At 44.4% G+C, this 12,779-nt stretch carries 12 protein-coding genes and 1 tRNA gene; 12 read left to right on the forward strand and 1 reads right to left on the reverse strand.

Features of this window, described 5'->3' with window-relative positions; genetic code table 11:
- The first annotated feature begins 80 nt into the window (after positions 1–80).
- The 3 genes from BZG13_RS05500 (at position 81) to BZG13_RS05510 (ending at position 4,026) form a co-directional block, all read left to right on the forward strand.
- Complete coding sequence (locus tag BZG13_RS05500) at positions 81–2,381, forward strand: acyl-CoA dehydrogenase (RefSeq protein WP_077485669.1); 2,301 nt, start codon at positions 81–83, stop codon at positions 2,379–2,381.
- Positions 2,382–2,592: 211 nt separating this feature from the next.
- On the forward strand, positions 2,593–3,795 hold the full coding sequence (fabV, locus tag BZG13_RS05505) for an enoyl-ACP reductase FabV (RefSeq protein ID WP_077485671.1): 1,203 nt from the start codon (positions 2,593–2,595) through the stop codon (positions 3,793–3,795).
- A 140-nt stretch (positions 3,796–3,935) separates the two neighbouring features.
- Positions 3,936–4,026: transfer RNA gene (locus tag BZG13_RS05510), tRNA-Ser, on the forward strand.
- Between the two features lie 193 nt (positions 4,027–4,219).
- Here the strand turns inward: BZG13_RS05510 and BZG13_RS05515 are convergent.
- A complete protein-coding gene (locus BZG13_RS05515) occupies positions 4,220–5,179 on the reverse strand; it encodes an integron integrase (protein WP_077485674.1) in 960 nt (319 codons plus the stop codon).
- 332 nt (positions 5,180–5,511) lie between these two features.
- Here BZG13_RS05515 and BZG13_RS05520 point away from each other — a divergent pair, with 332 nt between their 5' ends.
- From BZG13_RS05520 to BZG13_RS05565, 9 genes are all read left to right on the forward strand, one after another.
- A complete protein-coding gene (locus BZG13_RS05520) occupies positions 5,512–6,105 on the forward strand; it encodes a hypothetical protein (protein WP_198935504.1) in 594 nt (197 codons plus the stop codon).
- A 118-nt stretch (positions 6,106–6,223) separates the two neighbouring features.
- Positions 6,224–7,120: a hypothetical protein gene (locus BZG13_RS05525; protein ID WP_077485677.1), complete on the forward strand. Its 897-nt coding sequence runs from the start codon at positions 6,224–6,226 to the stop codon at positions 7,118–7,120.
- Between the two features lie 737 nt (positions 7,121–7,857).
- Positions 7,858–8,313 (forward strand): hypothetical protein, encoded by a 456-nt coding sequence (locus BZG13_RS05535; protein WP_077485681.1) that lies wholly within the window; start codon positions 7,858–7,860, stop codon positions 8,311–8,313.
- The gene (locus BZG13_RS05540) at positions 8,310–9,062 is read left to right on the forward strand and encodes a hypothetical protein (protein WP_077485684.1); all 753 of its coding nucleotides are present in this window, start codon (positions 8,310–8,312) and stop codon (positions 9,060–9,062) included. Before BZG13_RS05535 ends, BZG13_RS05540 begins: the two co-directional genes overlap by 4 nt.
- Positions 9,063–9,197: 135 nt before the next feature.
- Positions 9,198–10,199: a DUF4917 family protein gene (locus BZG13_RS05545; protein ID WP_077485687.1), complete on the forward strand. Its 1,002-nt coding sequence runs from the start codon at positions 9,198–9,200 to the stop codon at positions 10,197–10,199.
- 108 nt (positions 10,200–10,307) lie between these two features.
- Positions 10,308–10,709, forward strand: a complete 402-nt coding sequence (locus BZG13_RS05550; protein WP_131825390.1) for a hypothetical protein — start codon at positions 10,308–10,310, stop codon at positions 10,707–10,709.
- A 119-nt stretch (positions 10,710–10,828) separates the two neighbouring features.
- Positions 10,829–11,197: a VOC family protein gene (locus tag BZG13_RS05555; RefSeq protein WP_077485693.1), complete on the forward strand. Its 369-nt coding sequence runs from the start codon at positions 10,829–10,831 to the stop codon at positions 11,195–11,197.
- Positions 11,198–11,366: 169 nt separating this feature from the next.
- Entirely contained in the window at positions 11,367–11,795 is a 429-nt protein-coding gene (locus tag BZG13_RS05560) for a hypothetical protein (RefSeq protein ID WP_077485696.1), read from the forward strand.
- A 96-nt stretch (positions 11,796–11,891) separates the two neighbouring features.
- Positions 11,892–12,716, forward strand: a complete 825-nt coding sequence (locus BZG13_RS05565; protein ID WP_077485698.1) for a DUF6602 domain-containing protein — start codon at positions 11,892–11,894, stop codon at positions 12,714–12,716.
- Positions 12,717–12,779: the final 63 nt, after the last annotated feature.

Genomic DNA, 12,779 nt, shown 5'->3' on the forward strand with positions numbered 1-12,779 from the left:
AGGTGCAATGTAAAAACCCGTTCTGGTCGCACAATAACAGTAAAAAGAGTGCAACCATGATCAACAAAAGGACCTGAATCATGAGCTCTCAAACTTCATTACGTCGTTCACTGGTGAGTGATAAAGCGTTTACTTTCTTCAAAAAAGTGCTGCCACCGTTATCCGCCACTGAGCGTGAAGCGATGGAAGCCGGCAGTGTGTGGTGGGACGGTGAACTCTTCTCCGGATCGCCAAACTGGAAGACGTTGCACCAGTATGGTAAGCCAACACTCACAGCGGAAGAGCAATCGTTTATCGACAACCAGCTAGAAACCCTCTTGGCGATGTTGGATGATTTTAAAATTGTCCAAGAGCAAAAAGATCTGCCGGAAGAAGTCTGGGATTATCTGAAAAAAGAGCGCTTTTTCTCGCTGATCATTCCCAAAGAATACGGTGGCCTCGCGTTCTCGGCGCTGGCCAACTCTACCATCGTATCGCGCATTGCCACCCGTAGCTTAAGTGCCGCGGTGACCGTGATGGTGCCTAACTCACTGGGGCCAGGTGAGCTGCTGACTCATTATGGTACTCAAGACCAGCGCGATTATTGGCTGCCACGCTTGGCCGATGGCCGCGAAGTGCCGTGCTTTGGCTTAACCGGCCCAGAAGCCGGATCCGATGCTGGCAGTATTCCCGATCACGGCGTGGTATGCATGGGTGAGCACAATGGTGAACAAGTGCTGGGGATCCGCTTAAGCTGGAACAAACGCTACATTACACTCGCGCCCGTAGCGACCGTGGTGGGCTTGGCGTTTAAACTGGGTGATCCAGACGGCCTGCTGGGGGACAAAAAAGACCTCGGCATCACCTGTGCCCTGGTTCCGGCAGACCACCCAGGCGTTGAAATTGGCGATCGCCACAATCCGCTCAACATGGCATTTATGAACGGCACCACCAAGGGCGAGGATGTCTTTATCCCGATTGATTGGATCATCGGCGGTAAAGATTACGCAGGCCGTGGTTGGCGCATGCTGGTGGAGTGTCTCTCTGCTGGGCGGGGGATTTCGTTGCCCGCACTGGGGACGGCGGTAGGGCATCTCGCCACCCGTACCACAGGCGCTTACAGTTATGTGCGTAAACAGTTTGGTATGCACATTGGCCGCTTTGAAGGGGTGGCAGAAGCCCTGGGCCGCATGGGCGGGTTGAACTACTTAATTGAATCGACTCGCACCCTGACCACCACCGCGCTGGATCAGGGAGAAAAACCGGCAATCATCACCGCGATTTCCAAATACCACATGACCGAAATTGCGCGCACCATCTTGAATGATTCGATGGACGTGCACGCGGGTCGTGCGATTCAGTTAGGGCCACTTAACTACATCGGCCATCATTACTTTGGTATTCCGGTGGCCATCACGGTGGAAGGCGCCAACATTCTTACCCGCAACCTCATGATCTTTGGTCAGGGGGCGACCCGTTGCCACCCTTACGTGCTCGAAGAGATGGAAGCGGCGGCGAACCCAGACCAAGAAGCCGGCGCCCAAGCGTTTGATAAATTACTGTTCAAACATATTGGGCATGCTACCAAAAACAGCGTGATGGGGCTGGTCAACGCGCTGACCGGATCGCTGACCAACCGCGCACCGGTGAGTGGCGAGACGGCCAAATACTATCGTCACCTTACCCGCATGAGTCGTGCGCTAGCGGTGACCACTGATGTGGCGATGTTGTCACTGGGCGGTGAGCTGAAACGCCGAGAAATGCTATCTGCGCGTCTGGGGGATGTTCTCAGCCATCTGTATATGGCATCGGCAACGTTGAAGCGCTATGAAGATGAAGGCCGTCCGAGCCAAGATCTGCCGATGGTGCACTATGCGCTGCAATATTGCCTAGCCCAGTGTGCCAAAGCGTTTGATGGCGCCTTTAATAACTTCCCCGCCAAAGGGGTGGGCCGCAGCCTACGGGGGCTTTTATTCCCACTCGGCATGCACTACAAAATGCCCTCTGACAAGCTGCTTAATCAGATTGCCGAGCAGTTAATGATACCGAGCGCAGAGCGCGACCGTTGGACGCACTTATGCTACGTGGGCGATAAAGCCGACGATCCGGTGGCGGTGATGGATCGTGCCTTTACTGCAATGTGGGCGTGTCGTGACACCGAAAAAGCCCTGATCAAGGCGGTGAAAGCCAAGCAGATTGATGGCAAAGCCAGCTTGGCGGATCGCTCGCAACAAGCGGTTGACCAAAACCTCATCACTGCCGAGGCCCGTGACAAACTGCTAGAGGCTGATGCGCTGCGTGCTTATGCGGTGCAAGTGGATGATTTTAAAGCCGAATGGTTTACCTCTAGCCAGTTAGAAGGCGGTGCCATTGCCAAGCCCAATCCAAGCAAAGCGGCATAAAGGTCGCTAACTTGCGCGAAAAAGCGTCTGCACCTCGCAGGCGCTTTTTTTATTGGCCTGGCCCTTAGGGCAACAATGCTGAGATCTTGCCCACTATTCTTGCCTGCAACACCTCCAACCACTGGGTATTTTTGCCCTTTTTCCGTAAAAGGGGATGCATAGGCAGGCGTTAGTATTTATCCTAGCCTCAATTTTGTGAGGGACGTTGAATATGATCATCAAACCTAAAATTCGTGGATTTATCTGTACGACCACCCATCCCGTTGGTTGTGAAGCCAACGTAAAAGAGCAAATTGACTACACCAAAGCGCAAGGCCCGATTGCCAATGCGCCTAAGCGTGTACTGGTTGTAGGTGCCTCTAGCGGCTATGGCTTGTCCTCACGCATTGCGGCAGCCTTTGGTGGCGGCGCTGCAACCATTGGCGTGTTCTTTGAAAAACCCGGCACTGAGAAAAAGCCTGGCACCGCAGGCTGGTACAACTCAGCCGCGTTCGACAAATTTGCCAAGCAAGAAGGCCTGTATTCAAAAAGCCTCAATGGCGATGCCTTCTCGCATGAAGCCAAGCAAAAAACCATCGAGCTCATCAAACAAGATCTTGGCCAAATTGACATGGTGGTGTACTCGCTAGCCTCGCCAGTGCGTAAGCTACCTGACAGCGGTGAGTTGGTGCGCTCGTCACTCAAACCTATCGGTGAGACCTACACCTCAACCGCCGTCGATACCAACAAAGATGAAATCATCGAAGCCAGTGTTGAACCGGCTACCGAGCAAGAGATTCAAGATACCGTTACCGTGATGGGTGGTGAAGACTGGGAGCTTTGGATCAACGCCCTTAATGACGCCGGTGTCCTCGCCGAAGGCTGCAAAACCGTCGCTTACAGCTACATTGGCACAGAGCTTACCTGGCCAATCTATTGGGAAGGTGCGCTGGGTAAAGCGAAAATGGACTTAGACCGTGCTGCCAACGCGCTAAACCAAACGCTTTCAGCTAAAGGCGGTAGCGCCAACGTGGCGGTACTGAAAAGCGTGGTCACCCAAGCTAGCTCAGCGATCCCGGTGATGCCGCTTTATATCGCCATGGTATTCAAGAAAATGCGCGAAGAAGGCGTCCATGAGGGCTGCATGGAGCAAATCTATCGCATGTTTACTCAGCGCCTGTATCAAGCCGATGGCAGCGAGCCAGAGGTAGATAGCGAGCGTCGCTTGCGTTTAGATGACCTAGAGCTGCGTGAAGACATTCAGCAGCACTGTCGTGACCTGTGGCCACAGATCACCACAGAGAACCTCGCCGAGTTGACTGACTACAACGAATACAAAGCCGAGTTCTTGAGGCTATTTGGCTTTGGTGTTGAAGGCGTCGACTACGACGCAGACGTGAGCCCGGTAGTGGAATTTGATGTCGAAAACATCTAAAGCCGCTTAGCAAACTCCCAAAAGAGGTCAGCCAAACACTGGCCTCTTTTTTTATTGGCTGAAAGCTAACCAAACGCACTCCAAATTATAGTTTTTCACTTTACAAGCCAACCCCAACCCAATAATATACGCCGCGTTCCGGAGAGATGGCTGAGTGGTTGAAAGCACCGGTCTTGAAAACCGGCAAGGGTTAATAGCCCTTCTAGGGTTCGAATCCCTATCTCTCCGCCACATATCAAAAAGCCGCTGCTCAGTCAGCGGCTTTTTGCGTTTATAACCCCCCGCAAATTTCTAAATTCTGACCCCACCAACATTTTAGACCCCTTTGCCTAAACACACTGCCAAGCGTCTGATAACCTAGCCCGCAAAAATTGCCCTGTAAGGCCTTTTGGACGCCGCAAACCAAAGGGCGGTAGCGTGGGTATTAAAGCAAATCCATTGGGCTTGTTGTGCCCGCAAATTGCTGACCAATCACATGGGTATAGATCTGCGTGGTAGAGAGGTCGGTATGGCCCAATAAGGTTTGAATGGTGCGAATATCGTAACCCGCCAAAAGCATCTGCGTGGCAAAGCTATGGCGAAACGTATGACAGGTAACGTGCTTATGGGTGATACCGGCCTTTTGCACTGCTCGATTCAAGGCTTTACGCACATTGGAATCATGCAGATGATGTCGGCAGAGCTTATTAGACACTGGGTGGTGGCAATAATTGTAAGAAGGAAAAATAAACATCCAGCCTGCCTTACGGTATGCATTGGGGTATTTTTTATCCAGCGCATAAGGCATGGAGGGTCCGATACCTTTTTGATTGTCGCCTTGCTGAATGTCGACAGCTCTTTCACATAATGTATGTAACTCATCGGCCAATTGATTAGGCAGCAAGGTGGTGCGTGATTTTCCACCTTTGCCATTATGAACAGTGATCGCGTTATGATTAAAATCCAAATCCTTGATGCGTAACCTCAAGCACTCATTGATGCGTAGGCCACTGCCGTACATCAGCCCACAAATCAGCTTATCTCTTGCGCCAAGGTAGGCAAAAATTCTGGCAACTTCTTCTTTACTGAGCACAATTGGAATTCGCGGCGATTTTTTGGATGGACTAAACGCAATCTTACCTAGCGGCTGGTCTAAAAACTGGTTGTATAGAAAGGCCAGTGCATTGAGTGCAACCTTTTGCGTATTCGGTGAAATTTGTTGCGCATTGGCCAAATAAGACAGAAACGTTTTTACATCCTCGTCACTGAGCTCTGTAGGGTGTTGCTTGTGATGGAAAAGGATAAATCGGCGCACCCAGTATAGGTAACTCTTCTCAGTTTTGATCGCATAGCCTCGCCGCCTGAGCTCGTGCTGAAGGCTTGCCATAAACGGGCTTTTGGTCATGATCCTTTCCCTCCATCTAAGACTGTTTATTCATACAGCTTATTGGTAGAGAAAGCCAAATAGTGTGCACGCTTTTTCGAGACACATTCACATTATCGCCGAAAGAGAAATTATTAGTTCAATATAATCAGAGGGTTACAAGTTATCCTTTGAGGATAGTGTGAACGCCTTGTCCGGGATAGGCGGCATGCACACTTTCGCAGACAAGGTGATTGCTTCAAGCGTTAAAAATGTGTTTAATTATAGGTAGTTAGTTAAAAAATGACGCGTATAACGGTTTTGACAAATCGAGCACGCGCACTAATACAATGTTATATGCCTGTGGAGGCATCATGGAAAAGCTCTTAAACATGCTTGGCTATTACAAGCGAAAAAAGAAGAAAGAATACAAGCCAATTCGTTATATTCAATCAGACGAACCGATTGATATTGGTGAGAAGTTAAAAAAGCTCATGATTGAAGGGAACAAATGGGCAAGAGAGCGAGAAAAAGAAGACTATGAATTGGTTGGTATGTTTTTTACTATTGTTCTGCTAATTGAGCATAAGTTGGTTAATCTCCTCAAGGTCATTGATGATGATATAGAAAATAAGATGCTGGGAGCAAAAATTGATGTTTTTAAGGATTTTTTAAAAATTTACACACCTGAAGAAGATGAGGATATTGAAGAGTATCGGAAGCTAATCCAGCCTTTAAATGAGATAAAGAAGGTAAGAAATTCATTAGCTCACGATGTCACTAAGCCCAGATTTGAGTATAGAGAACTAACACAAACTGATTCGTACGTGAAAAAACGACGACCTGACATGTATGATAAGTTTAAAGACTGTGAAGATGATAGAGGAAAGTGTTTAGGTCTTCTTGCCACATTTGGTTTTGTACTTTCTTTCGAAATTGCAAAACTGCGGGTAGGTATCGAGCACTAAGGCATATAACAAGTGCCTAAACCAAAGGACGCAAAACAGCAGGCTTGCGCTCCTTCGTCGCTAATTTTAGCCTGCTATTTCGCGCCGGTTAGGCAAGCGTTAGTTTCATGGAAGATATATGAACAATTTGGAATTGTTAGAACAAGCCTTACATAGTGGGGCAATAATTCATCAACCTCATGCGTTGAAAGCATTTTTATCAGCAAATTTCCTTGCTAAACGTTTTGGTGAAAATGACAAACTTTTTTCTCATACGTCTATTTTGATGGCTAATGATTCAGTTTTGGTACAGCCTACATATGAGGAATCTGTTCAAGCACCAGCATTACAAGACTTTCGTATTCAAAGAATACTGAATCGTGGTATTTATCCCGCAGCTTATCAAGCTACTTTTCAGTGGTATCAAAACAAAGGTTTTGATGAGATTTTTCGCCACTTTGCCACCAAAGCAGCATCTGCCAATGAATACTTATCCCACAATGTGACGATATTGCTTGCAATGAATAGTGTCTATAGGCAATTGAATGAACATCAGATCCCAGCCTTTCTTAATCGTTTTACAGAGTTCGTTACGTCTACGTTTTCAAATATAGATAACGTTAACTCGAAACCAGTGCCAGTAAAGGCCAGTCTCTCAGATGTATTATCATCTTGTATTGAGCAGTTTGGTTTCTTTGGACACAACTTGATCACTTTGGCTTGGCTATTACGTTGCAAAGATCAGTTATTAACATCGCTGTATGAAGCAATGCTGTCAAACTTATATGTTCAGGCCAATAGTCCTTTGGAAGACCCCGAAGATGAAATCGATCAAGTCATGTGGGGGCAATGCAAAGCTGAGCCGGGTATAGAGTCGTTTGAATCACGTATAAATTGCTTAATCTTTGATTACAAGTCAAATTTGCATCAAATCACATTTGCTGATGCTCTATGCTTGTTACAATCTGAGTTTCCGCAATATACGGCGGATTTAAATAGAATAGCGCAATATCAATGTCTTGTTCTTAAAAAATGAAACTAACAAACCAATTCAAGGCGACCCAAATCGTCGCGCGGCTTTGGGTGATTGCCGCTTCGCGTCAGTGTATCACCAAAAAGCACCCAACAATTTGGGCGCGTGATTGGGGCGTTAAAGCGAAAACTGAGAGACCTTCATGGCTTCTGACGAGTACAGAGAAATATATCGGGCTCTTCGAGAGTCACAGAGTAAATATACATATTTTTTGCTTGCCGCGGCGGGTGCCTCAATCGGTTTCTCTCTCAATCAAACCCAGGGTTTAGCGTTAACGTGGAGCCATCTGCCCCTCGGGATCGCAATTTTGTGTTGGGGCGTGAGCTTTTTTTGCGGTTGTCGTCACCTCGAATATGTTAGCTCTACTCTTTATTCGAATGCAGCCATGTTGCAGATTGAAGCAGGCCGGCATCCCAGCGTGGGAAGCCACCCTGAAATGGTTCAAGCTGCAAGTGAGGGCATTAGGCAAGCCATAGATAGCAATGTCAGCAAAGCTAGTTCCCTTGGTCAGATTCAGTTCCGAGCGTTGATAGTTGGTGCGTGTTTTTACATTGGCTGGCACGTTATTGAAATGTGGTTGCGGGCACCCGTCTGATGACTATTCCGCATCAAAGCTTTAACAAGGCCAAGCACTGGGACAGCTTTTCCTTTGCGGCTTCGCCTCCACTACAAAGCTACCCGTGTTGGCAGCGTTATAAACCATCCCATGTATCGGGACTTTTTAAAATTTGAGAGTAGTAATGGAATATAAAGAAATTTCAGTGGCAATCATTGCTGTATTCGGTGTATTTTTTACTGCAAGAGTTGCGTTAAAAAATAACAATAAGAACCTGCTTATTAAAACTGTTACAGATGAGCGGGCTGTCTGGAGGAAAGAACTAAGAGATACATGCGCAGAATTTGTGAAGTTAATATATGAACAAATGAATAATTCTAGCGTTAGTAATAAACCAAGAATTAATGAGCTTAAAGTTCATCTGAAGTTAAGAGTTAATCCAAGCTCAGATAATAAGCATCATCTTGACAAAGCAATAATTTCCCTCTCTCAAGAGCTTGTGGACATGCTTGAAAAAGAAGCAATCAAAAATGATATTCAGGTGAAATTGGTTGAGCTAGAAGGTAAAGTTCAAGAATTATTGAAACAAGAGTGGGATAAATCGAAAGGCGAAGCGCTAACGGGTGAGTTAGCAAAATGATTTATAACAAGTCATTCCAGGTGACGCCTTCGGCGCATCTGAATGAAGCGTTAGGCAAAGGAGATAATTTGAAGTATTTGCGCACTATATTTTTCATAGTAATAGGGTGTAGTGGTTTACTGTTTTCCTTTTTACTATTAGTACACGGTTATCTAAATGGAAGTGAGTTCGTTGCATTTTCTTTCGGGATTGCGCTGCTATCACTAATAACGGCTTTTTGGAAAGACGTATCCGAGTTATCTATTGGTGGAAATATTATTAAGCTGCGAGAAGTTAAATCGGAGCTTGAAGATACCGTCTTGGGTTTAAAATCATCAACGATTGAGATGCTTAAGATGCACATCAAGCTAGTCAGAAACCCTGTGAGTGATGGATTTTATTACGAAGGGGGTAACAAAGATGAAAGAATAGATAATTTCTGGTACATCTACGAAGTAATAAAAGACCTAGATATTGAAAAAGAGTTGGCTAATGAACTCAAAGAGACACTCGATGTTTTATTAAGAAACCAATTATTTTCTCTTGGGCGCTTGTGTCGAAAAACTATCCATGAGTCATATCCAACGCCATTCGACTCAACCACACAGCTACCTGCAACTCGAGATCTTCAGAAGCTAGCTGTAAAGGACGTTGAATCGAATATTTCAGTGTCGGGTTCGGATAAATCACCTGACGCGTTCCAAGATTATGTTCTTGATGGTGTGGAGCATTATGATAGGCTTTTGAAACTCTCCCAGAAATTTGCCTAACAAACAACTTAAAGGGACAAAAACACGTAGCACTTTTGCTTCGGTTTGTTTTTGAGGTTTTAGCTGGTTTGATTGGGTTAATGGGCTTGGTTTTTGCCCTTTAGTTGGGCGTTAAGCGGCTAGGAGATAATAAAAATGACATACGTAATTGAGAAATGGTCCGATATATCGGATAGGTTTGATGGTTCACTACTACTTGGAAATGGTGCTTCAATTGGCATTGATGGTAGTTTTTCCTACTCTTCATTAAAACAACATACGATTGATAATGGGTTGTTGACCCACCATGTTGAACAGCTTTTTAGTCATTTTAAGACTGATGATTTTGAATTGATCTTGCGTCTTGTATGGCAAGCCAATCGAGTCAATCTTGCTCTAGAAATTGCTGACAATGCAACTAGAAGCGCTTATGAACATGTTCGAGAGTGCTTGATTCAGGCTGTACGTAGTATCCACCCTGAATACCATGCAGTTGAGGAGCAATTTTCTGACATCGCAACTTTCCTTAGCTCCTTCAAAACAGTACTTTCTCTTAACTACGACCTGTCACTTTATTGGGTAATAATGTATGCCAATCGTGAGTTTAATGGACATAGTTTTAAGGACTGTTTCTTACGTGGTGAGTTTGATGAGGACTGGCAAAGATTCCGAGAGTCAATTAGCCGTTGGGATAGACGCAATACTTTGGTTTTTTATCCTCACGGTAGTTTGGTTTTAGCTCGAAATGTTGTGGAAGAGGAAGTTAAACTAGAAGCTGGTTCTAGGGATTTATTGCGTGCAATCCTGCGACAATGGGAATCTGGAAACTATATTCCATTGTTCGTTAGCGAGGGCACTTCAAGTCAAAAAGTTAAAGCAATTCACAACAGCCATTACCTTAATACTGTTTACCGCGAAGTGTTACCAAAAGTTGGAAACAATATAACTATATATGGTTGGGGCTTTGGTGAGCATGATGTCCATATTCTTAGGCGTATTGCCGAGTCAAATGTTACTAGAATAGCTGTGTCCGTTTTCGATGAAGATCAAGGTTATTGCACAAGAGTGCATCAGATGATTAGAGATTACTTTGGAAATGACATTGAAGTAGTGTTCTTTGACTGCACAAGTCAGGGAGCGTGGAACAACGCCGCTTAACAAGCAAATCAACACGGACTAATAAGGCTTGGTTCGCTGCGCTTACAATAATAGCCAAGCTTTATTAGCATGTTACTTGGGCGTTAAGTTTTTCAGGAGAGAGTTATCGTGTTATATATATTTTTTCTACTTGTTTTTGTTGAACTATATTTCTTTGCTATGCAACGTTCGTGCCTTGAAATAAGTAGAAATGCTGAAATAGATCCGAAGCAAGGGCGGTTAATGTTGCCTTATTGGTATGCGCTAATCTGGCCAATTAAAATTGGTAGATATTATGTTGCGTATTTGATTTATCAAAACTTAGGTATTTGGTTTGCGCTTGGCTGTCTTGCAATTCCTTTGGTTATTTCTACACTTATACCTATTCCACATCGCTATTTTATAAAAATATTCAATAAAAAAATTAAAACTAACGACGGCATTGTTAACCCATTAGAGTACATTGCGTTATCTACAGCATTAAATGATGCAGAAAAGGCTATGCACTCTGGTGGTAAAAACAACACTTAACAAGTCGTTGCACTCGGACTCGATACAGTTGTCGCGGTCTTTGCTAAAAGAAAATGCACGCAAAACAGCGCCAACTTACTCGCCGGTGAACGAGGCGTTAGGGCGCAAGGAGTAAAGTGATGATTAGTCACATAGATCATATTGTCCTTACAGTTTCCAACATAGAAAAATCAGTAGATTTTTACAAGCGGGTTTTGTGCATGGATGAAGTCACTTTTTCCAACGGTCGGAAAGCTGTAACGTTTGGAAATCAGAAAATTAACTTTCAGCTTCTGGGTCAAGAACCACGAAATATAGCCAATGTGGGTTCAGGTGATATTTGCTTAATTACTGATTGGTCGTTGGCGTCAGTGATAGAGCATTTGGTCAAAGAAAATGTCAAGATCATTGAGGGTCCCGTAGAAAAATCAGGAGCTGTTGGTTCAATCCAATCGGTCTATTTTTTGGATCTTGATAAGAATTTAATCGAAGTCAGCGTATACCAATAGGTTCTGCGCCCTAACAATAAAATTTAAGGGTGATTCACAACGCTAATCGCTCTCACTTCAAGCAAGTTTAGTGTTTATGGCACAATGCATTAGGTAGGTGGTTAGCGTTGTTCACACCTTAATTTGGCGTTATGTGAAAAATTTGAATTTATCGATAAGTCAGAGAATTATGAAATTAAATAGTAGAATCGTTGGGGATGCTGGTGAGTATCTAGTTGCGTACAATCTGAGCCGCAGAGGTTTAGCTGTAGCACTTATGAATCAAGGTGCTCAAGGTGTTGATATGCTTGTTACAAACGATGGCAAAGATGTAGTTAGTGTTCAAGTAAAATCTTCTCAGGGACGGAATCAACCAAGGCAATGGATGGTGGGTAAGCATCAACCAAGTCCTTCTGCACATTTTTTCTATGTGTTTTGCAATATATGGGAAGATGAGAGCAAGGAGCCTGAAGTATTTGTTGTTCCAAGCGAAGAAATAAGTAAATCAGTTAATTGGGAGGCAAATGTCCCGTTATTTAAAATTAAGGATCCGAAAAAAGAGGAAAAATACTTATATGGTTGGGAGCAAATAACAAATTTATTTTCTTTGAGTGAATGATTTTTTATTTTCACATAACAAGCGCTTGCAGGTTGACACCAAAACAGGAGTGTTTTTGTGCAGCTGAAGCGGGCGTTATGTGTAAAAGAGATTCTTATGAAAGATGATGTGGTTGATTTACAGAGTATTTTCCAGTCCGTATCTAAGCAGATAAAGCTTGATTATGATGAATTGGCGGAGCACATCCCTCATTTTGGCGAAAGAGGAGAGGGCAGGGAGCAAGTCGTCATCAAGCTTCTTCGAGAATACCTACCTGAACGTTTCGGAGTGAATTCTGGTTTTATTGTTGATGTTGATGGTAATGTTTCTCAACAAACAGACATAATAATTTACGATAGATTTGTTGCACCAAAGTTCAAAGTCACGAGTAGTAAATATTTATATCCTTGCGAGTCTGTAGTTGCTGCCGGAGAAGTGAAGAGCTTTCTGGACAAAAATCAGTTGTTAGATTCCCTCAGAAAACTAAAAAGAGTTCGAGCGCTTGATCGCACGGGCCGTGGTAAAAATCGAGTTCGTATGGGTTACCATTATCGAATGAATGAGGAAGGTTTATCTCCAGAGAAGCACAATTGCGATGCAATATGGACGTTTGTTTTTTGTTCTGACAGCCCTGCGCTAAAAGTAGTTACCGAGAATTTTATAGAGGAGCTTAGCCAAGAGGCAAAACATTTGTGGCCAAATATGATTTGCGTGTTAAATAAAGGGATTATCTCGTATCATTCAGATTCCGGCCTGATAACAGATCCAAGGAAAGCAGTTGGTGTGTATCATAGTTTAGAGTCTGAGTCAGAGTATGCACTTCTAAAATGGTTCATGCTCTTATGTGGCGATATTTGTGATAATCATATTTCGGCGATTGATATGGTCAATTACCTAAAGTCACCAAGAACTGAGAATAGGCGGTATCCAATACACACATAACAAGTAAATCCAGGTGACGCCTACAGCGCACCTGATTTAGGCGTTATGTACTAAAAGGAATGT

It is taken from the genome of Salinivibrio sp. ML323, from assembly GCF_001995745.1.
Lineage (GTDB): Bacteria > Pseudomonadota > Gammaproteobacteria > Enterobacterales > Vibrionaceae > Salinivibrio > Salinivibrio kushneri.

Bases quoted from the DNA above. Each gene is read 5' to 3' on its own strand.
- BZG13_RS05500 (WP_077485669.1), top strand. From the start codon at position 81: ATGAGCTCTCAAACTTCATTACGTCGTTCACTGGTGAGTGATAAAGCG.
- fabV (WP_077485671.1), top strand. From the start codon at position 2,593: ATGATCATCAAACCTAAAATTCGTGGATTTATCTGTACGACCACCCAT.
- BZG13_RS05515 (WP_077485674.1), bottom strand. From the start codon at position 5,179: ATGACCAAAAGCCCGTTTATGGCAAGCCTTCAGCACGAGCTCAGGCGG.
- BZG13_RS05520 (WP_198935504.1), top strand. From the start codon at position 5,512: ATGGAAAAGCTCTTAAACATGCTTGGCTATTACAAGCGAAAAAAGAAG.
- BZG13_RS05525 (WP_077485677.1), top strand. From the start codon at position 6,224: ATGAACAATTTGGAATTGTTAGAACAAGCCTTACATAGTGGGGCAATA.
- BZG13_RS05535 (WP_077485681.1), top strand. From the start codon at position 7,858: ATGGAATATAAAGAAATTTCAGTGGCAATCATTGCTGTATTCGGTGTA.
- BZG13_RS05540 (WP_077485684.1), top strand. From the start codon at position 8,310: ATGATTTATAACAAGTCATTCCAGGTGACGCCTTCGGCGCATCTGAAT.
- BZG13_RS05545 (WP_077485687.1), top strand. From the start codon at position 9,198: ATGACATACGTAATTGAGAAATGGTCCGATATATCGGATAGGTTTGAT.
- BZG13_RS05555 (WP_077485693.1), top strand. From the start codon at position 10,829: ATGATTAGTCACATAGATCATATTGTCCTTACAGTTTCCAACATAGAA.
- BZG13_RS05560 (WP_077485696.1), top strand. From the start codon at position 11,367: ATGAAATTAAATAGTAGAATCGTTGGGGATGCTGGTGAGTATCTAGTT.
- BZG13_RS05565 (WP_077485698.1), top strand. From the start codon at position 11,892: ATGAAAGATGATGTGGTTGATTTACAGAGTATTTTCCAGTCCGTATCT.